The sequence below is a fragment of the Streptosporangium saharense genome, from assembly GCF_014203715.1.
Classification (GTDB): domain Bacteria; phylum Actinomycetota; class Actinomycetes; order Streptosporangiales; family Streptosporangiaceae; genus Streptosporangium; species Streptosporangium saharense.
This window is the reverse complement of the sequence record NZ_JACHJP010000009.1, coordinates 17,543-43,072: the sequence shown is the minus strand read 5'-3', so window position 1 is coordinate 43,072 and position 25,530 is coordinate 17,543. Positions and strand designations below refer to the sequence as shown.

The 25,530-nt window shown below is 68.1% G+C and carries 17 protein-coding genes; 7 read left to right on the top strand and 10 right to left on the bottom strand.

Annotation, left to right across the window (positions count from 1 at the left end; genetic code table 11):
- Positions 1–21 precede the first annotated feature (21 nt).
- From FHS44_RS30950 to FHS44_RS30925, 6 genes are all read right to left on the bottom strand, one after another.
- On the bottom strand, positions 22–1,254 hold the full coding sequence (locus tag FHS44_RS30950) for a restriction endonuclease subunit S (protein ID WP_246436368.1): 1,233 nt from the start codon (positions 1,252–1,254) through the stop codon (positions 22–24).
- Between the two features lie 5 nt (positions 1,255–1,259).
- On the bottom strand, positions 1,260–3,278 hold the full coding sequence (locus FHS44_RS30945; RefSeq protein WP_312863880.1) for a type I restriction-modification system subunit M: 2,019 nt from the start codon (positions 3,276–3,278) through the stop codon (positions 1,260–1,262).
- A 270-nt stretch (positions 3,279–3,548) separates the two neighbouring features.
- On the bottom strand, positions 3,549–5,432 hold the full coding sequence (locus FHS44_RS30940; RefSeq protein ID WP_184721131.1) for a hypothetical protein: 1,884 nt from the start codon (positions 5,430–5,432) through the stop codon (positions 3,549–3,551).
- 120 nt (positions 5,433–5,552) lie between these two features.
- Positions 5,553–7,412 (bottom strand): HsdM family class I SAM-dependent methyltransferase, encoded by a 1,860-nt coding sequence (locus tag FHS44_RS30935; protein WP_184721129.1) that lies wholly within the window; start codon positions 7,410–7,412, stop codon positions 5,553–5,555.
- A gap of 427 nt (positions 7,413–7,839) precedes the next feature.
- A complete protein-coding gene (locus tag FHS44_RS30930) occupies positions 7,840–9,885 on the bottom strand; it encodes an MBL fold metallo-hydrolase (RefSeq protein WP_184721127.1) in 2,046 nt (681 codons plus the stop codon).
- On the bottom strand, positions 9,882–15,866 hold the full coding sequence (locus FHS44_RS30925) for a hypothetical protein (RefSeq protein ID WP_184721125.1): 5,985 nt from the start codon (positions 15,864–15,866) through the stop codon (positions 9,882–9,884). The genes FHS44_RS30930 and FHS44_RS30925 overlap by 4 nt, the downstream gene beginning before the upstream one ends.
- A gap of 633 nt (positions 15,867–16,499) precedes the next feature.
- Between FHS44_RS30925 and FHS44_RS30920 the strand changes: the two genes are divergently transcribed.
- A complete protein-coding gene (locus tag FHS44_RS30920) occupies positions 16,500–17,291 on the top strand; it encodes an MgtC/SapB family protein (protein WP_312863879.1) in 792 nt (263 codons plus the stop codon).
- A gap of 49 nt (positions 17,292–17,340) precedes the next feature.
- Here FHS44_RS30920 and FHS44_RS30915 read toward each other — a convergent pair whose 3' ends face one another.
- Genes FHS44_RS30915 through FHS44_RS30905 form a run of 3 tightly spaced genes read right to left on the bottom strand, consistent with a single transcriptional unit; the run spans position 17,341 to position 18,856 of the window.
- On the bottom strand, positions 17,341–17,913 hold the full coding sequence (locus tag FHS44_RS30915) for a hypothetical protein (protein ID WP_312863878.1): 573 nt from the start codon (positions 17,911–17,913) through the stop codon (positions 17,341–17,343).
- Entirely contained in the window at positions 17,904–18,212 is a 309-nt protein-coding gene (locus FHS44_RS42520; RefSeq protein ID WP_184721679.1) for a hypothetical protein, read from the bottom strand. Before FHS44_RS42520 ends, FHS44_RS30915 begins: the two co-directional genes overlap by 10 nt.
- Complete coding sequence (locus FHS44_RS30905; RefSeq protein WP_184721121.1) at positions 18,209–18,856, bottom strand: RNA polymerase sigma factor; 648 nt, start codon at positions 18,854–18,856, stop codon at positions 18,209–18,211. The genes FHS44_RS42520 and FHS44_RS30905 overlap by 4 nt, the downstream gene beginning before the upstream one ends.
- Positions 18,857–19,094: 238 nt before the next feature.
- Between FHS44_RS30905 and FHS44_RS30900 the strand changes: the two genes are divergently transcribed.
- Positions 19,095–19,442, top strand: a complete 348-nt coding sequence (locus FHS44_RS30900; RefSeq protein WP_312863877.1) for an avidin-fold protein — start codon at positions 19,095–19,097, stop codon at positions 19,440–19,442.
- Between the two features lie 85 nt (positions 19,443–19,527).
- Here FHS44_RS30900 and FHS44_RS30895 read toward each other — a convergent pair whose 3' ends face one another.
- Complete coding sequence (locus FHS44_RS30895; protein WP_184721120.1) at positions 19,528–20,166, bottom strand: Lrp/AsnC family transcriptional regulator; 639 nt, start codon at positions 20,164–20,166, stop codon at positions 19,528–19,530.
- Positions 20,167–20,287: 121 nt separating this feature from the next.
- On the opposite strand from FHS44_RS30895, the gene FHS44_RS30890 reads away from it, so the two are divergent.
- From FHS44_RS30890 to FHS44_RS30870, 5 genes are read left to right on the top strand one after another with little or no spacing between them, the layout of a single operon-like run.
- Entirely contained in the window at positions 20,288–21,895 is a 1,608-nt protein-coding gene (locus tag FHS44_RS30890; protein ID WP_184721119.1) for an ABC transporter substrate-binding protein, read from the top strand.
- Positions 21,870–22,979 carry an ABC transporter permease gene (locus FHS44_RS30885; protein ID WP_246436348.1) on the top strand — a complete coding sequence of 370 codons (1,110 nt, stop codon included), beginning with the start codon at positions 21,870–21,872 and terminating at the stop codon, positions 22,977–22,979. Before FHS44_RS30890 ends, FHS44_RS30885 begins: the two co-directional genes overlap by 26 nt.
- Entirely contained in the window at positions 22,976–23,815 is an 840-nt protein-coding gene (locus FHS44_RS30880) for an ABC transporter permease (protein WP_184721118.1), read from the top strand. Before FHS44_RS30885 ends, FHS44_RS30880 begins: the two co-directional genes overlap by 4 nt.
- On the top strand, positions 23,812–24,582 hold the full coding sequence (locus FHS44_RS30875; protein ID WP_184721116.1) for an ABC transporter ATP-binding protein: 771 nt from the start codon (positions 23,812–23,814) through the stop codon (positions 24,580–24,582). The genes FHS44_RS30880 and FHS44_RS30875 overlap by 4 nt, the downstream gene beginning before the upstream one ends.
- Complete coding sequence (locus tag FHS44_RS30870; RefSeq protein WP_184721114.1) at positions 24,579–25,523, top strand: ABC transporter ATP-binding protein; 945 nt, start codon at positions 24,579–24,581, stop codon at positions 25,521–25,523. Before FHS44_RS30875 ends, FHS44_RS30870 begins: the two co-directional genes overlap by 4 nt.
- Positions 25,524–25,530 lie beyond the last annotated feature (7 nt).

Sequence of the window (25,530 nt, the reverse complement as noted above, 5' to 3'; positions counted from 1 at the left end):
TCTGCTGACCAGGTGGACGACTCACTCCCGAATTCCCCTCATCGTGGTGACATCAATCCGCCCGGTAACCGCCGCCGTGATCAGCGCTTGCTTTCGTTCAGCAAGAAGCTCAAGCTGACGGCCAATCCGGAAACGAAGCGAGCTGGTCACCGCTTGCTGGACTGCCACTCTCTTGATCACTTTACGCTGCTCAGCAAGATCGACGTTTGGGATTGGCCACTCTCGAATGTCTTCGCCCCGTAGCTTCACCATTGATTGAGATGTACCGCGCGCTGTTGCCTGAATCAGCCCACGCACACGGCTGCCCCGGAGAACGATAGAGGAGAATTCAGGCAGCAGTCCACCCCAAAGCTCCACGCGATAGATAAGGTCTGGCAGGAGAAGCATCCTGGGGCTTTGATCGACCACGGCAACATCTCCAACCAGCTCGGGCGTATTCGCCCGGGTTATGAGTAAGTCACCGTCTCTCACTGCGTAGCGCCGCACAGGGATCACACTTTCCGGAAGTCGCTTGTTTTCCTTCGGAAAGAAAGTTCCACGCTTCACGCTACTTATCTTGAGCACACCCCACTCCCCATCCTCTGCAGGAGTGCTGTCACACTGCGGACTGGATCCCTGTTCAATCCTACGGATTACCCGACGAAAGGGAATGGCCCCAAATCGCGCAAATAGCCGATCAAGCTCAAAATCCAGGAATGCCCGGTCACGTTCATCGATTTTACTGAGAGCGGCACGCTGAACCAGCTCGATCCTCGCAATTTGCGCAACCTCCGCATCGAGGAAGTCGGCGATTCGTCGCTGGTCCTCTAGAGGAGGAACCTCAACCGCAAAGTTTCGGATGAACTCATCAGGAACCCGCTTCTGGCCGGCAACGCCATACATTTCGGCCTCGCCTAACTTCAGAAACGGGTGTGAGTGAGTTATACATAGCAGAAACCTTGGATCAATCTCTGCTCCTGGACGTAGGACATGCAACTCAGTCGTGCCAGCCCCCGTTCCGTTAACAAGTCCATCGGCGACCCAAACGGATCGCGAAGCCTCGAACGTAGGGGTGATCTTGGGAACTAGAACGTCTCCGTTCTGAAAACGCGTGTACCCGGTCGCCACACTGCTCTTGGTTCGCCGTTGACCGAGGTCGAGGCGATCACCAGGCCATACGTTCTCCATGGGGAGAAACGTCAACTCAGCTTCGTCGTGAAGACCGTCGAAGGCAGGGCAGGAAGGGTTGATCTGAGCCACGTAACGAAGACGCATCAAGCTCACTTGGTCACCTCACCGAGAAGCTTCTGAATCTCGGCCTCAAGTCCCTTGAGCTCCGCGTCGATCTCTTCCAGCGGCCGGGGGGGACTGTACACGTAGAAGTGCCGCGTGAACGGGATCTCGAAGCCGAGTTTGGTCTTGGAGTGGTCCACCCAGGCGTCCGGTACATGCGGCAGCACCTCGCCCCTCATGTACTCCTCGATCTCCGCCTCCCGCTCCGCAGGGGTGGAGTTCATCGACGTCAACGGTACGTTCTCGTTGTCCCGGAGGTCCGTGTCCGCCAGCGGGTTGTTCTTCCGGTCGGTCTGGAGCTGCCCTTCGGGGTCGCTGACCGCGACCTCCGTCCAGACGGCCTTCTCCACCGGGGCAGGCAGCTTGCTCAGCCCGTGCTCGGCCAACGCCGCATCCAGCTTGCCGGCGAACTCCAACTTCGTGCCGCAGGCCGTACCGACCAGGGAGCCAAGAGCGGCGAGCAGCGCGTCACGCTGGGCGAACTTGGCCACCGCCTTGGTCTCCCCCACTGCTTCAGTGGTTAGGTCCGTAACCTCGAAGCGCTGGCGGAGCGGGCGTTCCACGGTGATGCGCTGGTAGCCGAAGGCGTGGCGGGGGAAGACCTTCACCTTGGCGTGGTGCTCGTGCTCGGGGTCGGCCGCGATGGCGAGCGCGTTCTTGTAGATCGCGGTCAGCTCGGTGATCTGGTCCTCGGGGATGAGCTTGCGCTTGTCGCCGAGGGACTTGCGCATCTTGGCCCAGGAGACACGAGCGTCGAGCAGGATCACCCTGTCCTTCAGGGCGGCGGCCTTGCGGTTGGACAGGATCCAGAAGTAGGTGGAGATGCCTGTGTTGTAGAAGAGCTGGTCGGGCAGCGCGACGATCGCCTCAAGCCAGTCGTTCTCCAGGATCCAGCGGCGGATCTCCGACTCTCCCGACCCGGCCGCGCCGGTGAACAACGGGGAGCCGTTGAAGACGATCGCGATGCGGGAGCCGCCCTGCTCGACCGGCTTCATCTTGGAGATCATGTGCTGGAGGAAGAGGAACGAGCCGTCGTTGATGCGAGGAGTGCCCGCGCCGAACCGGCCCGCCCAGCCCAGGTTGTCGCGCTCGTCCTCGATCTGCGTCTGGACCTTCTTCCACTCCACGCCGAACGGCGGGTTGGCCATCAGGTAGTCGAACCTGCCGTCAGGGTGACCGTCCTGGGTAAAGGAGTTACCGAAGGCGATCTTCGAAGGGTCCTGGCCCTTGAGCATCATGTCGGAGCGGCAGATCGCCCACGACTCCGGGTTGAGCTCCTGGCCGAAGACCTTGACCGTGGCCTTGGCGTTGTAGCCCTTGATGTACTCCTCGGCCGCGCTGAGGATGCCGCCGGTGCCACAGGCCGGGTCGTAGACGGTGCGGACGATGCCGGGCGTCATCACGTCCTGGTCGTCGGGGGACATCAGCAGGTTGACCATCAGCTGGATGACCTCGCGCGGGGTGAAATGCTCACCGGCGGTCTCGTTGGAGATCTCGGAGAACTTCCGGATCAGCTCCTCGAAGACGTAGCCCATCTGGTGGTTGTCCACCACGCTTGGGTGCAGGTCGATGGCGGCGAACTTCGACAGCACCAGATAGAGCAGCCCGGCCTCGTCCAGGCGGGTGATCTGCTCGTCGAAGCGATATTTGTCCAGCACCTCGACCGCGCCCGGGGAGAAGCCCCCGATGTAGGCCTGAAGGTTCTTGAGCACGTTGCCGGAGTCGGCACTCACCTTCCCCAGGTCCAGGGGGCTGGTGTTGTAGAAGCTCGCCCCCGAGGCGTTCCTCAGCTTGATCTCGACCAACCTGGGCGGCAGCGACCCAACCTTGAGCTTCTCCGCCTCGGCGAGCACGGCCTTCTTGGTCGGCTCCAACACGCAGTCGATCCGGCGCAGCACGGTGAAGGGCAGGATGACCTTGCCGTACTCCGACTGCCGGTAGTCACCGCGCAGCAGGTCGGCCACCGACCAGATGAAGTCCGCATACTTCTGGTGGTTACCGCTCACCGTCGTCCCTCCGTGTTTCCAATGATTCGCGCTCCCCATCTTCGCCAACCACGACCGGTCGACGCGACAGACGGGGAAACTTCCCAGGCCACAGGAGACATCGTCACACCAGCGTCCGTCCACCGGGACACGAAAGTCTCCGCCGAACACCCCAGGAAGCCCGCACACCCAAGACTACCGCACCTCGCGTGACGACAAAAGCAACCACCGTTTATTTTGTGTCTTCAGTTCACAGGCTTCAATCTCTGGTCTGGGCCTGTCCCTCGGACATCAGACCTGTCGTGGCACCAGACGCGGAGGCATCGACCGGGACGGCTTGGCGTAGCGGGCGTGCACACGTTCCACCTCCCTCTTCCACACCATCCGAAGCTCTTCGTCCGTCGACGGAACCTGGAAGCCAAGTCCCTTCAACACCTGACGGAACACCGGATCCATGCCTCCGCCGGGCAGCGTGATGAGCGCCGACAACATCGGGATAACCTCGACGGCCGGTGTGTCCACGGCTACAAGGACAGCAGGCCAGTCGACGGGCTCCTGAAACACCGGCCCGGTGGCCACCCGGCCCATGACCTGCTTCCAGTCGATGGTCGCCTGCTCCTGCGCGACACCGGTCAGGAGACGTCGCACACCGTTCACCAGATCAACCGTTCTCGCGGACGCGAAAATTCTCCTCTGGCGCTCCGCAAATCCATTCTTCGCTGGTTTCGGCTCGGATGTCTGCCAACGCTTGGTATCGGCCCCCGCGATTTTCCGAGAGCCGACCTTACGAGTAGGAGGGTCAATCGCGGCAGCCTGGTCAGCGGCAGCCTTCCATCCAGAAAACGTTTCCAGCCATTTCTTGTAACTCTCGATCTGCGTGCGCTCGCTCTTGAGGTCCGAAGCCGGAGCGGTGGCCACCACCTTTCTAGCTGTGGAGAGAAGGTCGACCATAAGAGCAACCTCTCCCTTTCTCCTCGCACTTTTTACCTGTTCCAGCAGGTCGTGAAGCTGGGCGCGGATCTCTTCTTGCCTGACTCGATCAGCTTGCTGAGGCGGAAGGGTTCGCTGCTTCTTGGCTTTGGGCCGCGCAGGTGCGGCTTTCTTCCGATCGACGCCCGCTCTACAGGCGGGTCCAGAGGAGATCTTCGCCCGCCGCTGGTCCAGAACCCACCGTTTCCACTCGTCGATCTCCTGCCACCTGCGGCGGAACCTCGGCAGTCTCAGCAGCGCCTGTCTGTCATCCACGGCGAGGAGGTGATACACCTCACCGAGCAGGCGTGCCACCTCCTCAACGTCCCGAGCAGATCGCGCCTTGCGTACTTGGCCTGTCAGCGGAATCAGACTGGCATGAACCCATTCCTCATCGCGCAGGACCATGCGCATGTTGACGGTGCGCGCCTGGGTTACCCAGTTAGCGGCCTCGGTCGGCGCCTGGGGCAGGCCCACCGGCCCGGTGGTCCGCCTGTGGGGCTTGAGCCGTACGTCCCGGAGAATGGGGGTGACGATCCCTCGCTCGGAGATCTCACATTCGCTTAGATCGTTCCAGAGGAGGTCACCGTCTCGCGTCTCGGTTCCCACCTTGACGATCCGCGCGCCGTCTTCCGTGTCACATCTGACCCGGAGGGCGTATCCGTCACGATCGACAAGGTTTCTGGCAGTGCGGGTCGCTCTCGGCCCGAACATCCACTCGACATCACGGGCGCCCCGGCGAAGTGTTCGGTCAGCCTCGGTCCATTCTTCCGGAGGGAGGTTCGTGAGCTGAACCCGAATCAAGGATCTGCCCTTCGGTGCGCTCACGGTCAGGTCCGTGCATTGCCCGTCGGCCATGCTCCCCTGGAAGCGCTGTGGCCGAGCGCCTCTGAACGCGCCGTTCAGTCCCCGGTGAATGTAGAGGTGGTCAGCGCCGTCCACTCCGACGTATCTGCGTTCACACTTGGGAGCCGTGCCGTTCAAGTCCGGGTAGTGCGCGAAGTGGCACACCCTGTCCTTGTAGACCTTGCTCATGAGCTGCCAACCGCACCCGTCGAGCCACTTGTTACCGCACCAGAAGGTGCGTCCCTCGTATTGGTCGAGATACGGCTTGGCGTACCGGTAATCCTCGGGCAGGGAAAGCGGGATCTCCGATCCGGGGTCGTCAAGAACCGCCGTTTGAACCTTCCGGTTGTCCAACGCCATAAGACCTCTTGGGAGTCACGTTCGGGGATGGCGGTAACACCACAAACCCAGGATTTTGCGGTAGGTCGCCGAATCCTAACGCCGTGGCAGCCAGCCGAACAGGGGAACGACAGCTCTTCCCTAGGAGATCGCTCCGGGCGGGGTTAACGTTCCATGGGTGAGGCCGTGAAGCAGCACGGTCACCGTCGAACGGCCAGACGCGTTCAGTTCCCTTAAGGCGATCTCGAAGGCGAAGACCTGGCGGAACACCTCTCCATACCGCTTCTGCTCCTCCAGCGCCAGGCGCGGCACCTGGGCCTTGCGTGGGTCGAAGCGGGTCGCACCCGACTGGGTGCCGACCGTCACGGCGGAGGACAACGCCCTGACGAACCCAGCAAGGAAGAACGGGTCGAGCCGGTCCGGATCCGGCCTGAGCAGGACGAGCCGGGGCCCGAGCAGCAGGCCCGGAGTTTCGACGACCAGGGTCGCCAGGCTGTCTCCCCTGGCGGCGACGACCACGTCTCCGGGTTCGACGGCTGTCCTTCCCTCGGGCAGAGTGCGTGTCTCCACCGGTTCTTCAGCGAGCACGTGCCGGTCGGTCAGCACGGGGACGCCCACACCGTCGGTCTCGAACCGTCCAGCCTGACGGATGACCAGCGCACCGACCCGTTCCAGCTCCGCCAGGCCGACCGTCGGCAACTCCCGGCCCGCTCCCGCCATGGCTTCGGGCAGCAGGGCGGACAGGCGCCCGAGACACCCGGCCAGGCGTTCGCGAAGAAGAGGATAGGCGTCGGCGGGAACCGCCCGCGTCCCCAGGTGGCGGGCCGGGGTGACGTCGACGTCCTCGTCGACCAGATCGATGATCGGAACCGTACGGCTCTCGCCGGGCCGGTCGACGTCAAGTTCCGGGTCCGTCCGGAACCCGCGCCAGCGTTCGACGATCGCATCGGCGTCACCGGGATCGACCTCGGCCATCAGCACCCGGGACGGGGTACGGCCGTCGCCCGACGGCTTGCGGAGCACCCAGACGTGCACGGGAAGCCCGGTGCCCGAGGCCGTCTTCGGAGGGAGGCCGATGACGGCCTGAAGAACCCCACCGCGCAGAAGGTTGCTGCGGATTCGACGGCCTGACCTGCGGTTGGCCACCGCCGCGGGCATGAGCAGCACCGCGATTCCACCCGGTCTCAGGTGGGCGAGCGCGTGTTGGACCCAGGCGAGCTCGGGCTCCGTCTTGGGCGGCAGGCCGTACTCCCAGCGAGGATCGGCCGTGAGGTCGTCGTATCCCCAGTTGCGCTCGTTGAAGGGCGGATGACACACGACCGCGTCGACGGTCAGACCGGGCCAGGCGTCCTCACGCAGGGAGTCACCCGTTTTGACGGTACCGTCCACCCCACTCAACGTCAGGCGTGACTGCGCCAGCCTGGCGAGGGAGTCTTCTTGTTCCTGACCGTAGGCGTGTTCAACGTCGTGCGCCGCGGCGAGAAGGACTCCGAGCCCACAGGCCGGGTCGAGAACCGATCGAATGTCCGGTCCGGCCAGCCGCGCCATGAGGTCGGCGACCTCGACGGGGGTCTCGGCCAGCCTGCGGGAGTGGACGTCGGCGTAGCGGTCCAGCAGGAAGCGGACAGCCTCAGCCTCTCCCTCCTGCTGTGCGTACTGCCGGACGGCCCCCCACACGGAGGCGGAGAGGGTGTACGGCTTTCCGCCGCGACGCAGTAGTTCAGTGGCCTCGGCGACGCTCTCACCGAGTCGGAGATCGTCGGAGACCGCACGGATCTGCTGCCAGACCCGTTCCCGCAGCGGCAGCTCCTCCACCTTGCCCTGTTCGAGCAACCACGCCTCGACGGCCTGGAGGGAGAACGCCGGGCTGGTCGCCGTACCTCCGACGGGCTCGGGGAAGTTCTCGTGCCGCTTGCGCCAGTTGCTCACCGCCGCACGCCCGACCCCCGCCATCCGCGCGATGTCGGCCGCGGTGACGGTCGCCTCGTCTCCTGCCATCATCGGCCCCGCACTCCCCGAATGGACTCCACCCCCTCGGGCGGAAATATGTGGACGTCAAGATATCCCACGATTTTACTGTGCGTCGACCACCAACGCCGTGCACGTGAATCACATTCACGCACACAGGCCGACGACCTGGGAATATACCTTCTCCGAGGGTTGGGGCCGGTAACGCGTCGTAATCGTTCTCCTTGTCGGAGGAGCAGGCGACGGAAGGGGCCGTGAGGAGCTTACTCACCGCCTGGTAGGAGGGATCGAACGGTCGTCGGCTTCGAAGCGAACAGCCGGCAGATCACGTATGGGTTCCTTCACCTGGTCAAGCCTTCGCCCCCGCGTGTGGACCAGGTGTTGCGGCCTTGCCCCTCGATCTCCGGCGCCCACCAGCCATCGCATCACTGGACCGTGTCGTGAAACCCGTTCAAAGATGTCAGCTCACCCTCCAGCTTCCCGTTCCCGTCGTGGTGTGCCTCCGAAGCCGCAGGACCTCGCGGAACTCCGCCTGACGCCTGGCCTCCCCGTGAACCAGCATCACCTCGTGCGCCGACACCTCGTCGGCGATCTCCAGCAGTCCTCGCCTGTCCGCGTGCGCGGACAGCCTCATCATGTCCACCCGCGCCCTGATCGGGATCTTCCGTTCCTCACCCATGTCGTCGACGATCAGATGGGGAGAGGCGCTCTGGGCCGAGATCAGGAGCCTCCTGCCCGGCGACTCCTCGTCTTGATAGCCGGACAGGAACAGAGCGCTCTTGGGGTCGGGAAGGATCTTCGCCGCCCACCGTACGGCGGGCCCTCCGGAGAGCATTCCCGAGGTGCTGATCACCACTCCGCGAGTGAACCTGTCCATGTCGCCGGGTCTGGCGCGGCCGACGTTGCCGCCGAAGACCGAAAGCGGGTGGGGGCCGTCCGCGGTCACGGCCTCGAACGACCTGCTGATGTCGGCGGCCATGCCGTCGACCAGAACCGGCACGTGCGGAAGATGGCTTCGCATGACGAGGGCCAGTTCCTGTGCTCTGCCAAGCGCGAACGCCGGGATGAGCACCCGGCCTCCCTGGGCGTAGATTCCCTCAACGGCCCTGACGAGCTCACCGACCATGCCCTCTCGCTCGCGGTGGTTCTCCGCGCAACAGGTGGACTCCATCACCAACAGGTCGGCGTAGTGGGCTGACTCGGGGACGGCGTAGCCGTCAACGCTCTCCTGCCGAAATCCTGAAATATCCCCCGTGATGACGACGCGGGACTCCCCAGCTCGCACCACGACTCCCGCGGCTCCCAGGATGTGGCCCGCGGGGAACAGTTCGACCGTCAGGTCCCCGATCCGCCGCGGCACGCCGAAGGCCAGCTCCTCACAGCGTCGCGACGCCTCGGCGACCGCCTCGCGCGGATAGAGCGGCTCGGTGTCCACACTCCAGGTGTCGGCCAGCCGCCGCCGTTGATCCATGATCTTCACGGAGTCGAGCCACATGGCGGGCATCAGCTGGGTGGTCTCCGGCGTGGCGATGATCCGCAGGTCCGGCAGCCGGTCGGTCAGCGCCGGGACGTATCCACAGTGGTCGTTGTGGGCGTGCGTCACCACGACGGCGTGCAGGGGGCCGTCCAGCGCTTGTCCGATGTCCGCGGGCGGCCTGGACGGGTCCCCCGGAACGAGACCGGCGTCAATGAGCACGCGGGTGCCTCCGGCCTCGACCAGCAGGCAGGAGCCACCGATCCCCGTGCCTCCCCCGAGCGGCACGACCCTGAGGTCTCGTTCCTGAGAGACGACAACCGTGGCCGATGGCACCGGAGGTTCGATCAACGCCCGAAGCGCGCGGGCGAACGACTCGGGACTGATTTCCGCAAGCCGAGCCGCCGTCTCCAGCGGAGAGGGAAGCGGGGCCGGAGGCGGTTCCCGCCGTAGGTGCGGATCACGGCTCCGTGAATCGCCCTCGGGCTCCCGTGGTTCCTCCTGCAACAACGCCAGCAGCGCCGACGCCGTGGACGCGGGGTCGCGCAGGCGCCGCCGCGTCGCGGAGAGCTCGGCGTCGAGCCGTTCGGCCCGCTCCCCCGCCTCGCGTGCCGTCTGCCGGTTCGCCTCCATGTCGGCCAGGGCGTTGTCCAGCCTGCCTGTGGCCGTCCGCAGCCTCTCCTGCAGCTGCTTGTTCCTGTCACGCAGGCGGCGGATCCCGCGGTCGGCGGTCGCGTCGGCCTGTCTGCCGTCCGCCGTCTGCGCGAACCTGACCGCCGCGGCCCGGACCTCCGGGTCGGCGTGCAGGAGAAGCCCGGCGAAATCCCGCTCGGCCTGCCGCGAACGCGGAATCCGCAGTCGTTCCCGGCAGAGTCTCCGCAGGTCGTCCGACTGGGCCAGCATGTCGAGCAGCGCGGCCCTGTGGTCGGCGGCGAACCTCTCGGCTCCGCCCGTGTGCCCGGCCATCGTGGGGCGGCTGAGAACGGCCTCCGCAGCCGCGCGCAGCAGCGGAATCAGCGGATCAGCCGTCATGGGCGGGTCTCCAGTGCCCCGGTCGCCTCGGCCAGGATCTGCTCGCACGTGAAGACGCCGTCGGCCCTCGTCTCCAGCGCGCCGAGCAGCCGGAGCGCCTCGACCGTAGCGGCCCAGGAGGGGTATCCGTCTGCGTGAAGGCGGTCGCGACGCGCCGTACCCGCCTCGCTGTCGGCCATCCCCTCCAGGTACTCGGCCAGCTCGTCCGGGCGTGCGGGTCCCACGTCGATCACCTGCCGCCAGGCCCAGCCGAGCGTGGCGTCCCTGAGCACGCCTGTCGACCTGACGAACTCCTCGGCGTTGGCCCGGGTCCACTCACGGCAGCGCTCAAGCGCGTCGTCGCGGTCGGCGGGTCCGCCCTCGATAACCTTGCTGATCAGAATCGGCCATCCCCCGGTGCATCCCAACAGCGCCTCCTGGCTGGCCGGTCCGCGATAGCCGAGATCGACGTCGTTCATCCACTGGCGTACGTCCGCCTCTCCGTAACGCCGCAGCTCCATGATCCAGACAAGGTGTGACAGGTCGTCCGTGTCCATACCCGTGGCGAGCCAGAGGGGAATCAGCTCGGGGGGTGCCAGCAACGCCAGCGCCAGCGTCCCACCGCCTCCCTCCTGCGACAGGGCGGTCACCGCCGTCCTGAGGAACCCGGACGCCTGCTCCCGCGAGCGCCCGGACAGATCCACGACCACGACGCCGTGTCCGCCGCTGTCCCTGGCCCGCTGAACCGCGCCCTCGAAGGTGTACTCCCTGCCCGCCCGCCACACCTGGGCGACGTGCTGTCGTCCGGCCTCCTCCTCCAGCGCCGCGCCGACACGTTCGAGGTGGAGAGCCGGGGAGCCGGTGATGAGATGAAGACTGTCCCGGTGGCTCAGCAGCCGGGTCACCTGGGCACCGGTGAGCGGGGAGCGGTCGGGGCCGTTGCGGTAGGGGGCCCGGTAGGAGTGCGCGTCGAAGGAGTCCGGCCGCTCGAACTCCTCGGCCTTGTCGAGCACGGCGTAGACCTCCTCCGCCCCGCCCAGCAGGGTGAGGATGTGAGGCGTGCGCAGACGGTACCCTCCGGCGTCAGAGGAGAGCACTCCGAGGTTGACGCACTCCTCAAGCAGGCCGCGGAAGCCGTCACCCGTGCACCCCTCGAAACCCTCGGACCACCAGGTGTGGCAGTCCTCCTGCAGCTTCTGCACCCCGATCGTCACGTCCATGCCGTTCGACAGCGCGTGGAAGGCGACCGAGTAGGCGATCACCTTGTAGCGTTTGTCCAGGTCCAGCGTCCACTCGAACCGGTCCTTGAACCCGACCGTGAGCTCCTTGTCCCGCCAGACCGTGGTCACGTCCTCAGACGTGATCTCGTACGGCAGGCCGCCACCGTGGACCGGCATCCGGCGCAGCCGCCTCAGCAGAACATCGGCAAAGAGCTGGATGTGCGCGGGCGCGTTGTTCGCCTCGGCGATGACACGTGCCGCCAGGGTGTCCGGGAAGCGGAAACCCAGCGCCATAAGGGGCCGTGTGAGCAGGTCGAAGGCGTCCTGCGGGTCCAGCGGGCCGATGGGGATCGGCGTGCCCAGGTGCGGCAGCGGCTGGTTAGACAGGCTCTGGAACCTGGCGGTCTGGTGGAGTCCGGCGAAGACCACCTTGACCCGCCGGTCGGTGCTCTGCATGAGGTCGCGCAGGGCCTCGACGTTGGTGAACTTCGCGTTGGCCGCGTCCTGGTTGAGGAAGGCGTCGGCCTCGTCGAGCAGGATCAGCACCTGCCGGGTGGGGTCGTGCTCGATCCACTGCCTGACCGCCCGGCAGATGTCCCCGCGGTCCTTCATCACCGCCCCCGACTGGGGAAGCACTCCGGCGTCGGCGAGCCTGCCCGCCAGGCGTGGCCACAGCGCGCTCTCCGGGACGATCTTCCCGATCTCCTGGACGGTCTCCAGGATCACGACACGGTCGGGGTCGCTTCTGCGGAGGCTCCGTTCGGCCTCCCGCAGCAGCGCCGACTTGCCGAGCTGGCGCCCGCCGTACACGATCGACGAGCCCGAGCCGCTGGTCACACTCTCCAGCTGGGCGTCGCGGCCGTAGAACATCTCCATCGGCACGTCCCCGGTGGGGGCGTAGGGGTTGGCCGCGCCGAACGGCGCGAGCAGGCTGACCACGGCCGTCCAGCTCGCCTCGGGCAGCGCGGCGAGGTAGCTGATCGCGGCGTCGTCGATCACCGCGGCGACCGGCCGGGGGCGCCTGCGGGCGGCGGTGGCCAGCTGCTCGCGTTGGCCCGGCGACAGCACCCCGAAGTAGAACACCAGGACGGTCCGGTCCTGGGGCTCGTCCTTGAGCCACTCGATCAGCTGCTGCGGCCCCGGTCTGCGCCAGACGAACAGCAGCCGCAGGCTGTCTCCCGACGGGCTCATCCTCGAACCGAACTCCGGCAGCAGCGCGTCACCGGTCCGAACCTCTTTCAGAGTCACCCACAACCGGTTCTGCGCCACCTCTCCCGGCTCCTGCCGGCCTTCCAGCCCGATCATCCGCAGCACGGCCTCGATCGCGCTTCTCAGGTTGTTGGCGGCCTTGGGCCCCTCAGCCAGCGACCTCCACAGGCGCAGCCCGTTTCTCAGCTCCTCACGCCGTCCGGCGGGCAGCGCCTGGAGGTCGAGCCCCGCCTCGGAGATGGCACTGTGCAGGTCCGGATCGGCGACGTCCCGACCGGCCCGGACGGCCTCCAACAGGTTCCTGACCCACTCGTCGCTCTCCCGCTTCCTGGCTCGCCCTCCCGAGGAGAGGATGGACATGTTCTCGAAGGCCTGAGGGAAACTCGGGAAGAAACGACTGAAATGATTGAAGGACTCCTGATCCGCGGGCAGCGGCCTACCCGCCTCGGCCTGGGCCAGATACTCACGGGCGGTCGTCAGCTCACCCCTGGCGATGTGCTCTCTGATGCGAGGCGCCGCGGCTCGTACGTCGGGGTGCTCGGCGCTCTTCTTCGCCAATCGGGCCTCCTCTTCGGCGATCCGTGCGGCGTAGACCGCCTCCATCTCGGTCTCCGTCTTCTCGGCACTCTCCGCGATGACGCCGAAGTCCTCCCTGCCGGGCTCCGCCAGAGCCTGCAATCTGCCGGTCATCCTCCTCGTGTCGGCCTCGGTGAGCACCCCCTTCCTGCGCCGGTCGGCCAGCAGGTCCCTGAGCGCCTCGATCCGCTCGTCCCTGCTCTCTCGTGCCTCCTCGACGAGTTTCTTCCTGCGTGCCCACAGCTCCGCCGCGAGCTCCGGGTCCTGGCGCTCGATCGCCGTCACCACCGCGCGCGTCCCCTCGTGGTCCCCGAGGGCGGCCCGGGCCTCGAAGGCCTCCTTCCAGTCGGGGGCGTCCGCCGTCGCGAGCCGGGCCAGCGCCTCCGGTGCCGGAGTCTCCCGGGGACGCAGGGTCTCCGGGTCAAGCCTCACCTCGGGAGCGAGTAGAAGGTCCTGGTTGAGCACCGCGGCCACCGTCGGTTCTGTCTCGCTCAGCGCCTCGCCGTCGAGCAGGTGAAAGGTGTCGGTGATCAGGTGCGCCGCTCCCGCCGCGGCGGCCGCCAGCACGAGGTCTCCCGTCTTCGCCAGGGCACCGAACTCCTCGGCGAGGCTCGCCCGGTGGGGGCCGACCGCCTCCCGGAGCTTCGCCAGCCCCTGTGACAGCCATTCGTTCGACCCGTTGCCTCGGCGGATCTGCACTCCCCGGACGGCGGTGGCCCAGTCCGCGACGAGGTCCAGGGCCTCCTCGACCATCTCGACCAGCTTGGCCCGCGCCCCTGCGATGATCTTGGCCTTGCGGGAGCCTGACTGGCGTTTCGCCTCGTCGTCGATCAGGCGGTCGATCCTGCCGGCCGTACGCAGCCCGTCCAGCTTCTGGACGGTCTCCTCCAGGAGGCGGACATCGTCGCGGGCCGCGACTCCGACCAGCTTGCCCACGGCTCCGTCCGGCTGGATGAGCGACTTCCACACCACGGTGGCCGCGGCGAACTTGATGTTCCGGTGTGGCCCCTCCTCAAGCAGGCGCGCGCACGCGGCAACCGTGCGTTCGTGGTCGCGCTCAGCCTGCGCCGAGTCGCGCATCTGGCCGGAGAGACCGGGGACGAGATAGACGCCGGAGCGCAGCGCCTGCTGAAAGGCCTCCCCGCACGCGGTCATGGCCGGATACCCCAGGACCGTCGAGGCCAGATCCTCCACCAGGCGCTCGGAGGCGTGAGTGGGATGGACGAGCCCCGCGCGGATCGATGCCGCCCAGGCGAGGAGGCGACCTGCGGCGTCGTCGGCCAGGTCGTCGGCCACGATCCGCTGGGCCGTCTCGCCGAACGCCGCGGAGAGCCGCCCGGCGAACGCGCTCATGTCGGCGGCCAGGGCGGCGCACCGCCGCGCGGCGATCTCGGATTCCGGACGTCCCTCGGCGGCGCGAATCCAGGCCGCGAGGCCGAACCGCCGCGCGCGAAGCGCCACGGCCTCCTCCTGGCCGTACCTCCCGGGTGTCTCCTCGGAGCTCTCGGCGAACGGCGGCCCGGGATCGGCGGCCTGTGCGGGCCGGGGCGGTTCCGGCTCCACAGCCACCGAGGGCTTCGGCGCCGGCCGCGCCTTACCCGGCTGAGCCACACCCGTCTCGGACCGGGGCCTGAACCTGCTCTCCAGCATGCGATCCAAACCTGCCAGATCCGGCTCCTCCGCACTGTCCGGTTCGGCCGTGGCGTTCCCCGAGGGGGGCTCGTCGTCGGGGACGGTGGGAGGCTCCACCCCTCCTTCGTCATCCGATCCCGGCTCCTCCTCCTGTGCCTCCATGGCCGGAGCCCTCGTGGGAAGGTCGTCGTCCACCTGTGGTTCCAGTCTCAGACGTCCGCCGAGGGCCGCCCGGATCACCGGCTGCCACCGCGGTGGCAGCTCCCTCCTGGCAGAATCCTCAAGGTCGTCGGCGAGCAACACCGCGTCGGGATCGGCGGACAGCTCGATCAGCTCGGCCAGAGCCTCAAGCCCGGCCGAAGGCCCCTTCATCGCAGCCTCACGGACCTCGGCGAGCAGTTCGTCGAGAAGGTCCGGTCCCCGCAGACCCGCCAGCGCGCCCACGCGTTCGGCCCGGGACCGCGCGGCCTCGGCGTGGTCGAGGGCCTTCCCCAACCCGTCCAGTGTGGTCACCGTGATCTCCGTCGCGCCCGCGCCCCGGAGCTGCTCCCTCACCTCGTCGAATCCGTCCAGGGCCCGCACGATCACGTCAATGTCCACGTCGGAAGGCCTCACCCCACCGGACAGGTCCCCATGCACGCGCCCGGCTGCCTCGGCGGCCGCCGCGAAGTGCTCTTCGAGCCGCCGCAGGGAGTGCCGGAGGTCAGGGGTGGAAGGGTCGATCAGGTGCTTCTCGGGCATCTGCCCGCCTTCCTCTTCGATGGTGCCCGCGCCCGGCAGGGGTTCCCGTGGAGGTGTAAGGGCGATCCCGCAGAGGACATCGGCTCCGGCGGGGGGCTCCGGCAGGCCGGGCGTCTCGTCCCGGAGTTGTCGCCACAGTTCCCGGACGACCGTCTCGGCCTCGACTCCCAGCCTGTGAGCCGACGGGACCAGCATGCCCAGGGCGACGGCGGAGAGCGGCAGATCCCTGCGGACGACGTCCGCGAGGATGAGGTCGACCAGGTTCGCGGGCAGCGGCGCCGTCCTCTGCAGCGCCGTCCCGATGTAGCCGGCCTCCACCAGCACCTTCTCCGCGGTCTCCGCGTTCAGCAGGAGGACGCAGTCTTCGGCGGACAGGTCGTCGCGGTTTCCGAAGGCCCACGTGACCAACCTGCTCAGGGCGTCGATGAGCCTTGACCTCGTGCCGTCCGGACCGCACAGCATGCGGACGAGGTTGGCGGCAGCCGAAGGGGTTATCGCCTTCAGGCTGGGCAGCCCCACCAAACGGAAGATCGCCTGCCGTCCCTCTGGGGGGTAATGCCCGATGGCGGCGAGGAAGTCCTCGGCGGTCACCCTTACCGCGGCGCCCACCAGCACCCGGTCCACATGCCGAAAACAGTCGAAACGAGAGAGCGGCCCCAGCGGGGCCGGGTGTTCGGAGTCGCCGCATTGGCAACGGATCCGCTTCACGATCCAGGCCACCTCCATCTCCGGCGGAGCACGCCGAAGCCCTAGGACGGATGGGTTTGCCTATCTGGAAGCCGCCTCGTGCGACCAGAGACGCGCATATCTCCCGTGGAGATGGCTTCTGTGTGCTGGAAATTACATCAGTTCTACTTGAACTGCAATATGCAGACATTATGCTGTGAACTTGACTCACAAACTCAACGCATGCGACTCACACCAAGTCGTCTCAAAGGGAGGCAACGGCCCCGTCGTTGCGGTTCACGGTCATACGCTTCGAGCGAGAAAACGTCGTCATCAGGCTCCAGTCGACCCGCTCGTTCGCCGACCGCGCGAGAGCGGCTCACAGCTTCGCTCACGAGCGTGAAGACGCCCCGCGCCCCTCGTCTGGAATCTCGAAATCGCGCCGCGGCCACGACGGCGCCCGACCGTCGGTGCGCAACAAAACACGGTCAGTTGCTGCCCCCTAGCGTCGCACAACGTCCATCTGTTGGTAGTGGTTTCGCCGCTATATCCAACCGAATCGGATATGAGACAGTGGGTAGAACCCCTCAGGTGATCACGTTGTCCCCGGGGCAGGGAGTGCCGCAGATCGCCGAGTTGGTCTTGGCGCTGGTGCTCTCGTCCGCCATCGGGTTGGAGCGCGAGGCGCGCAACAAGAGCGCCGGGCTGCGCACCCACACGCTCGTCGGTCTGGGTGCGGCGCTGTTCATGCTCGTCAGCAAGTACGGCTTCAGCGACGTGCCTGGGGAGCACGTCTCCCTCGACCCCTCCCGCGTCGCCGCGCAGATCGTCTCGGGCATCGGGTTCATCGGGGGTGGCCTGATCTTCGTACGGCGCGACGCCGTACGAGGACTGACCACCGCCGCGGTCGTGTGGGTCACCGCGGCGGTCGGGATGGCCTGCGGGGGCGGGCTTCCCATCCTCGCCGTGGCCGTGACCGCCTGCCACTTCCTTACCGTGTACGGCCTCAACGCGCTGGGGCGCAGGCTGCCCCTCTCGCGGCACACGCCGACCCAGTTACGGGTCGTCTACCTCGACGGGACCGGGGCACTGCGCCGGGTGCTGGTCGAGTGCACCCAGCGCGACTTCGCGGTCACCGAGGTCTCGGTCGAACGCGGGATGCCCGGCCTCCCCGAAGAACCCGAAGAACCCGAGGAGGAGCCGGGGCGCGACCGCGGCCGTGATCGTGGGCGGGACCGCGAGCTCCGGCAGCCGCGAAGGACCGTGGCGGTGACGCTCGTGCTGGAGGGCAAGGGGTCGATCCCCGAGCTGACCGCCGCCCTCGGCGAGATGCGGGAGATCGTCGGCGTCAGCTCCCGCGAGGGCGCCCCGAGCGCCGACTGAACGCGACGCTCCCTCGCCCTTGGTACGGCCCCGCCGAAAGGCGCGGACCCTAAGGGAGCTGTCCGGGTTTGTCGACGACTCCCGACGCGACCTCGGCGCTCGCGTAGAAGCTTCCCTTCCGGAAGGCCACCTCACCGTTGATGATCTCGTCTCGCAGGTATTCCACCCGCCTGCCGAGGTAGCGATAGGTCGTAGGGTCGAGGACGATGTAGCTCCGCGAGACGACCTCGCCCTTCTCGTCGTACCCCACGCCCACGCCGGGGGCGCCGGGAGCCCCGGGGTCGTAGACGATACCGATGCCCGGCCTGCCCAGCGCGTCACGCACGCCGGTGTAGGTCCGCACCGCGGGAATCCTGGCGAGAGCGCGGAAGATCGCCGCCGCGAGCTTGGGCGGCACAGGGACCTCCTGATCGAGATAGACCGACAGCACGCGGAACGCCCGCGCGTCCGGGTGCTCCCTGTCCCCCGGGTCGCCCTCCGGCTTCGCCGCCCAGTGCCTGTCACCCTTGACCTGGGCCAGCAACCTGTCCGGGTCGGTGGGCAGTGCGGCCAGCTTGGCCGCGTACTCCTGCGGGGTCAGGTCGTCGTCCTTGGGATTCGGCGTGAAGATGTTCATCCCCATCGCGCCCTCGTTCTGGCGAGAGGCCTGGCGGGTGCCGTCATAGCGCGTCCAGTACTCCTGGTGTCGTTCGGTTGCCTGTCGACGACCTTCCTGTACATCCACTGGTCGGGTTTCGGCGTGATGTCCGGACCGCGTCTCCCCGCCACCAGTGCCGCCCGCTCCAGCACGCCCTCCAGCCTCACCGGTGTCGTCTCCACGGAGCCGGGCGGCGGCATGACCGGCCGCCCGTCGCCGCCCATGACCACGATCACCGCGGCGGCCAGCAACGAGGCCGGGAGCCAGGGCCGGCGGCGCCTCATGGAACGCGCGCAGGGAGTGCAGGCGGTCGGCGCCGGGCTCGGGCGCGTCGCCGCGCAGGTCGCTCAGCAGCTTCAGGCCATCCACGGCCGGACTCCTCCTTGACGGCGGACGGATCGGTTCCGCCCAGAGCCTCACGGGTCTTCTTCCTGGCGCGGTGCAGACGCGAGCGCACCGTGCCGATGGGAATGCCGAGGGGAATGCCGAGCGCCTGGGCCACCTCCTCGTAGCTGAAGTCCGCCCAGGCGATCATCAACAGCACCGCGAGCGCCCCCGCCAGCTCGCGGTGCGCGGCCAAGGCCGTCACCCGGGCGTCGACCCGGTCGGCGTAGCTTTCCGCCACCTCGTCCAAGCCGGTTCTGGCCAGGGCGCGGTAGGCCCTGACCTCGGCGCGGCGGTGCTTGCCGATGAGGTTGGCCGCGATGCCGTACAGCCAGGGGCGGGCGTCACGGTGACCGACGTCGTAGCGTCCGAGCCGCCGGAAGGCGGTCAGGAACGTGTCCGCCACGATGTCGTCGGCGAGCGAGTCGCCCAGGCGCCGCGTCACGTAACGGTGGAGAGCGGGCGCGTGCCGGTCGAACAGCGCCGAGAAGGAGTCGGGGTCGCGCCGGGCACGCTCGATCACCTCCGCGTCGTCCGGATCCATCTCCGTTCCTTCGGGTCTTGTCACCCCTTTCACCCGATGTGAGAGATTGAGTTCTCGCGGCCGGAGGTCACGACAGCGCCCGCTCCGGCACGGGTCGGTGCCGGTCATGTCGTCGGGATCTCGGCGTCTCCCGCAGAGCGGGCGTCCGGCTGGACGGATCACCGGCGTCGCCCCTCCCCGCCGTCGAAACGTCCAGCCCGGGTTGCGTACGGCTCGCAGAACGGCACGATACGAAGGCGTGAACGACAACAACCTTCTCGACGGCCGTAGGTTCGTCATGGTCAGCTCGACCGCGAGCGCCGTGGATCCTGACGGACCTACCGAGTTCACCTATCGGGAGTCCGACGGCCTCGTCTGGGGTGACTACACGGGCGACACCGTGGTCACCGGACGTTTCGTCGGCATCAGGGACGGCGACCGGATCGAGCTGACCTACGTGCACCTGCTCAAGAACGGCGAGCGGGCGAGCGGCAGGAGCGGCAGCCGGATCGAGCCGCTCGCCGACGGACAGTTGCGCCTGGTCGAGGAGTTCCAGTTCGCCGGGGACGAAACGGTGCACGTCAGCGTGTGCGCCGAAGTCGCCTGACTACAGCCCGGCCACAGGACAAAATCACCCGGGAAAAGAACCGTCACGACAAAACCCGCCGCCTGACCAAACGGCCAGGGCCGGGTCAGAGGTCGCGTTGGAGCTGGGCGCGGCCCTCCGCCGCGCCCACGAAGCGCATCTTGCCGAGGGGGACCTCGCCGCCCGCCGGATCGGGGGCCGGGCGGCGAGCCGTCCACGCCGGGCCGCGGTCGCTCGGCAGGACGTAGGGACGTCTGAGGACCTCGTCGAGGATGAAGACGGTTTCGGTCGCCTTGACCGCGGGGATGTTGGCCAGCCTTTCGGTCACCATCGTGTGCACGGCGGCCACGTCCGCCATCCGGACCTGGATCATCGCGTCGTGCTGGCCCGTGGTGATCGCGCAGTACTCGACCTCCGGCATCTGGGCGAGCTGGGCGCGGAACTGGCGCCACATCTGCTGCCTGACGGTGACGAAGATCAGCGCGGTGATGCCGAGTCCGGTGCGGACATGGTCGATCTCGGCGGTGAAACGCCTGATGGCGCCGTCGGCGCGCAGCGCCTCGAAACGGGTGTAGGCGTTGGCCCTGGAGATGCCGACACGCTCGGCGAGGGCGGCCACGGAGATCCTGCCGTTCTCCCGCAGCACCTCCAGGATCCTCAGGTGCGTCGCGTCGAGGTCAAGGCCGATACCGATCCGTCCAGCCTGACCGCCATCTGGAGACGAGTTCCTTGACGTTTCGGTCATGATCATACCTCTCGGGTCAGATTTGTCTCAGCTTAACGCCATGACCTGGACTTTCTGCCCGCCAATCCTGGACGATCGACCACCAAACGTCCACCACAGCCCCTTTTCGGAGGACACAAAAATGGCGATCCGTTCCCGGCGCCCCAGGGCGAAGGCGGCGCTGCTGCCGGTGCTGCTCACCGGCGCCCTCGCCCTTGCCGCCTGTTCCAACGGCGGCTCCTCCGCCCCCGCGTCACAGGGAGGCGGCACCGCCGCCAAGACGCTCGTGATCGACACGTCCTTCAACCTCAAGACGGCCGACCCGGGGCGCACCTACGAGCCGACCGGCCTGATCGTCGGCAAGGCCGCATACGACACCCTGCTCACCTTCGACGGCTCGGACGTCACCAAGCCGGTGCCCTCCCTCGCCGACTCCTACGAGCTCTCCGCGGACGGCAAGACGCTGACCCTCAAGCTCCACCAGGGCGCCACCTTCGCCGACGGCTCCCCCGTCACCGCCGACGACGTCGTCTTCTCCCTCGACCGGGTGCGCGACATGAAGGGCACCCCGTCCTTCCTGCTCGACGGGGTCAAGGTCGAGAAGACCGACGAGACGACGATCACCCTGACCTCGAAGACCGCCAACCCGGCGCTGCCGTACATCCTGCCCAACCCCGCGCTGGGCATCATCAACTCCAAGCTCGCCAAGGAGCACGGCGCCACCGCCGACCCCGGCGACAAGGCCGAGCAGTACCTCAACTCCGCCTCCGTGGGCTCCGGGCCGTACACCATCGAGTCCGTGAACATCAGCAGCCAGGTCGTGCTCAAGGCCAACACCAAGTACTGGGGGCCGAAGAAGCCGGTCTACGACAAGGTCGTCCTCCGCAACGTCGAGTCCGCCACGCAGAAGCTCAACGTCGCGCGTGGCGACAGCCAGGTCGCGCTCGACCTGTCCGGCGACCAGGTCAAGGGGCTGCCGGGGAACCTGCAGGTCAACAAGACGCCGTCGGCGAACGTGGTCTTCCTGCTGGCCAACCGCAACTCCGCGGTCAGCGAGACGACCTCCAACCCCAAGTTCGCCGAGGCCGTCCGCAAGGGCATCGACTACACGGGCCTGCTTGAGCTGGCCGGTGAGGGCTCCGTCCAGGCGCCGGGTGTCATCCCCTCGATGATCCTGGGCGCGCTCCCCGCAGACCAGGGCGCCAAGCGCGACGTCGAGGGCGCCAAGGCCGCGCTCAAGGAGAGCGGCGTGACCGACCCGAAGGTCAAGCTGGAGTACCCCAGCGAGCTGACCCTCAACGGCCTGTCCCTGCAGGGCATCGCCGAGCGGATCCAGGCCAACCTCAAGGAGGTCGGCATCACCGTCGAGCTGGCCCCCTCGCCGGTCACCACCGCGCTGGACAACTACCGCAACGGCAAGGAGGAGCTCGGCCTGTGGTGGTGGGGTCCCGACTACCCGGACCCCAGCGACTACCTGGTGTTCCTGCCGGGCAAGACCGTCGGTCTGCGGGCCGGTTGGAAGGCGGGCGCGGACAAGGAGATCGAGGCGGCCGGTGACAAGGCGGCCGCGGCGATCGGCGACGACGCGCGCAAGCAGGCCTACGTGGACGTCCAGACGAAGCTGAACGCCTCAAGCCCGTTCATCCCACTGATCCAGCCGAGCCAGAACATCGTGACGGCCGCCTCCGTCACCGGCCTGGAGTTCCACCCGGTCTGGACCGTCGATGTCGCCGACCTCGGTACCAAGTAAGAACTCGGAGGCCGCCCCGAAGCGCGAGAGCGCCGGGGCGGCCCCTCGCCGGGGCGGCGGCCCGAGCCCGCTGGTCCGCTTCCTGGTCCGCAGGGTGCTCACGGCGCTGCTGCTGGCCGTGGGCATCACGCTGGTCACCTTCGTCCTGACGAACCTCGTCCCCGGCGATCCGGTGGCGGCCAACCTGGGCCAGCGGGCCCTGGGGGACCCGGCCATCGTCGCGCAGTGGAAGGCCGAGCACGGCCTGGACAAGCCGCTCCCCCAGCAGTACCTGCTGCACCTGCAGGGTGTGCTGCAGGGTGACCTGGGCACCAGCCAGCAGAGTCACCGCCCGGTGCTCGACGACCTGGCCGAGGCCGTCCCCGCCACCCTGGAGCTCGCGGGCACCGCGATCCTGATCTCCCTCGTGGCGGGTGTGGCGTTCGGGGTGATCGCGGCGCTGCGCCGTGACCGGCTCTCCGACCACGTGCTGCGGGTCCTGAGCCTGGTCGGCATCTCGGTGCCGACGTTCTGGCTGGCGCTGACGACCTTCTACATCTTCTTCTACCGCCTGCAGATCACCCCGGGCAGCGGCCGGATCGACCCCGGCATGAGCGCGCCGCCGCACGTGACGGGCCTGTACACGGTGGACTCGGCGCTGGCCGGGCAGTGGGACGTGTTCGCCTCCGCGGTCGGCCACCTGGCCACGCCCGCGCTGGTGCTCGCCCTCTACACGATCGGCCTGCTCACCCGGTTCACCAGGTCGGCGGTGCTGGAGGTCATGGGTCAGGACTACGTGCGCGCCGCGCGGGCCAAGGGCCTGCCCGGCAGGGTGATCCTGTTCCGCTACGTGCTGCGCTCGGCGCTGGTGCCGATCATCACGGTCGCGGGTCTCGCCTTCGGCAGCCTGCTGTCCGGCACGGTCCTGGTCGAGGCGATCTTCGCCTGGCCGGGCGTCGGGCAGTACGCGTTCAAGAGCGCGACCACCCTCGACCTGCCCGCCGTGATGGGCGTCGGCCTGGTCATCGGCGCGGTCTACCTCGTCATCAACCTGATCGTCGACGTGCTGTACGGCGTCATCGACCCCAGAGTGAGACTCACGTGAAACTCCCCCAAGCCTGGCGGCAGCCGCTGGCGATCGTCGGCGGGGTCGTGGCGGTCGCCTGGCTCGTGATCGCGGTGGCCGCCCCGCTGCTGGCGCCGCATGACCCGCTGGCCCAGGACCTGCCCAGGCTGGCCCCGCCGGGTCCCGGGCACTGGTTCGGCACCGACCAGCTCGGCAGGGACATCCTGAGCAGGGTCATGTACGGCGCGCGCCTGTCGATCCCGCTGACGCTGCTGCTGGTCGCGCTGTCGGTGCTGGTCGGTGGCCTCCTCGGCGCCTGCGCCGGATATTTCGGTAAATGGGCTGATGAGACGATCATGCGGTTCGCCGACCTCGTCTTCGCCTTCCCCACCGTTATCCTGGCCATGGTCGTCGCCGCCGCGCTCGGCGCGAGCCTGGCCAACGCCGTGCTCGCCGTACTCGTCGTCGCCTGGCCCGCCTACGCGAGGGTGACCCGCGGACTGGTACTCGGGGTGCGCGAGCGGGAGTTCGTGATCAGCGGGCGGCTGCTCGGCTTCTCCGCCTGGCGCTCCCTGCGCGTGGACGTGCTGCCGAACATCACCGGCCCGATCCTGGTGCTCGCGACCCTCGACATCGGTACCGCGCTGCTGCTGCTGAGCGGCCTGTCCTTCCTCGGGCTCGGCGCCAAGCCGCCCTCCCCCGAGTGGGGCGCCATGGTCGCCTCCGGCGTCGAGGTGTTCGACAGCTGGTGGGTGGCGACCTTCCCCGGCCTGGCCATCCTGACCGTCGTCCTGGCCTTCAACTTCCTCGGCGACACGCTGCGCGACGCCCTGGACCCCCGTACGGCCCGCGCCATCAAGGAGCGTGCGCTTTGACCCTCACCATCTCCGGACTGAAGGTCGCCGTCGGCGACCGGGAGATCCTGCGGGGCGTCGATCTCGACCTCCAGCCGGGCCGGGTGCACGGCCTGGCTGGCGAGAGCGGCTCGGGCAAGACGATGACCGGCCTGGCCGTGCTCGGCCTGCTCCCGCACGGCGCCAAGGCCACTGGCCGGATCACCCTGGGTGAGCGCGACCTGCTGGGCATGTCCGCCAAGGAGCTCAACAAGATACGCGGCGGCGAGGTCGCCATGGTCTTCCAGGACCCGGCGACCAGCATGCATCCGATGCTGACGATCGGCCGCCAGCTCACCGAGCACATGCGCCACCACCTGGGCCTGGGCAGGAAAGAGGCCAGGGCCAGGGCGATCGAGCTGCTCGGCCAGGTCCGTATCCCCGGCGCCGCCTCGGCGATCGACCGCTACCCGCACCAGTTCTCCGGCGGCATGCGCCAGCGCATCGCGATCGCCATCGCGCTGGCCTGCTCGCCCAAGGTGCTCATCGCCGACGAGCCGACGACCGCCCTCGACGTGACGGTCCAGGCCGGGGTGCTGCGGCTGCTGCGCGGCCTGTGCGACGACCTCGGCCTGGCCGTGCTGCTCGTCACCCACGACCTCGGCGTGATGTCGGCGGTCGCCGACGAGGTGAGCGTGATGAAGGAGGGCCTGGTCGTCGAGACGGGCCCGCGCGGGCGGGTGCTGCGCGACCCCGAGCACCCCTACACCCGCGCCCTGCTGGACTCGCTGCCCGGGGAGAAGGCATGACAGACCCAACGGCCGTGACGGAGCGCGCGACGCTGCTGAGCGTGGACGACCTGGTCGTCGAGCACCGTACCCCGGGCCGCCCCCTGGTCCGCGCCGTGGCCGGGGCGAGCCTGAGCGTCGCCGAGGGCGAGGTCGTCGGCCTCGTCGGGGAGTCGGGCTGCGGCAAGTCGACGCTGGCCCGCGCGGTGTGCGGGCTCAACCCGGTGACCTCCGGGTCGATCACCTTCGGCGGTCACCCGGTGACCCCGCTCGGGCTGCGCCGCAGGAACCCGGCGCTGTCGGGCATCCAGATGGTCTTCCAGGACCCCTACTCGTCGCTGAACCCCCGGCGCCGGGTCGGTGCCCAGATCGCCGACGGCCTGCGCACCGGGCGTGACACGACCTCCTCCCCCGCCGACCTGCTGGAACGGGTCGGGCTGCCCCGCGACTTCGCGGGAAGGCACCCGCACGAGTTCTCCGGCGGCCAGCGGCAGCGGATCGCGATCGCCAGGGCCCTGGCCGCCAGGCCGTCCCTGCTGATCGGCGACGAGCCCATCTCCGCCCTCGACGCCTCGGCGCAGGCGCAGGTGGCCAGGCTGATGCGCGACCTCGCGGTCTCCTCGGGCGCGGGCCTGCTGTTCATCAGTCACGACCTTTCCGTGGTACGGCTGATCGCCGACCGGATCGCGGTGATGTATCTCGGGAAGATCGTGGAGGTCGGCCGTACCGAGGAGGTGTGGAACGACCCCCGCCACCCCTACACCCGGGCCCTGCTCGGCGCCATCCCCGCCCCGGACGGCGCGGGCGTACTGCCCGCCGAGTTGCCGGGGGACGTGCCCGACCCGGCCGCCCCGCCACCGGGATGCCGTTTCCATCCCCGCTGCCCGGTGGCGATGGACGTGTGCCGGGAGCGCGAACCCGACTTCGGTCCGGTCGCCTGCTGGCTGCACGAGCCCGCGTGACCGCCGC

Bases quoted from the DNA above. Each gene is read 5' to 3' on its own strand.
- FHS44_RS30940 (WP_184721131.1), bottom strand. From the start codon at position 5,432: ATGGCGTTGGACAACCGGAAGGTTCAAACGGCGGTTCTTGACGACCCC.
- FHS44_RS30870 (WP_184721114.1), top strand. From the start codon at position 24,579: ATGACAGACCCAACGGCCGTGACGGAGCGCGCGACGCTGCTGAGCGTG.
- FHS44_RS30950 (WP_246436368.1), bottom strand. From the start codon at position 1,254: ATGCGTCTTCGTTACGTGGCTCAGATCAACCCTTCCTGCCCTGCCTTC.
- FHS44_RS42520 (WP_184721679.1), bottom strand. From the start codon at position 18,212: ATGAGGCGCCGCCGGCCCTGGCTCCCGGCCTCGTTGCTGGCCGCCGCG.
- FHS44_RS30890 (WP_184721119.1), top strand. From the start codon at position 20,288: ATGGCGATCCGTTCCCGGCGCCCCAGGGCGAAGGCGGCGCTGCTGCCG.
- FHS44_RS30935 (WP_184721129.1), bottom strand. From the start codon at position 7,412: ATGATGGCAGGAGACGAGGCGACCGTCACCGCGGCCGACATCGCGCGG.
- FHS44_RS30915 (WP_312863878.1), bottom strand. From the start codon at position 17,913: ATGGGGATGAACATCTTCACGCCGAATCCCAAGGACGACGACCTGACC.
- FHS44_RS30895 (WP_184721120.1), bottom strand. From the start codon at position 20,166: ATGACCGAAACGTCAAGGAACTCGTCTCCAGATGGCGGTCAGGCTGGA.
- FHS44_RS30885 (WP_246436348.1), top strand. From the start codon at position 21,870: ATGTCGCCGACCTCGGTACCAAGTAAGAACTCGGAGGCCGCCCCGAAG.
- FHS44_RS30905 (WP_184721121.1), bottom strand. From the start codon at position 18,856: ATGGATCCGGACGACGCGGAGGTGATCGAGCGTGCCCGGCGCGACCCC.
- FHS44_RS30930 (WP_184721127.1), bottom strand. From the start codon at position 9,885: ATGACGGCTGATCCGCTGATTCCGCTGCTGCGCGCGGCTGCGGAGGCC.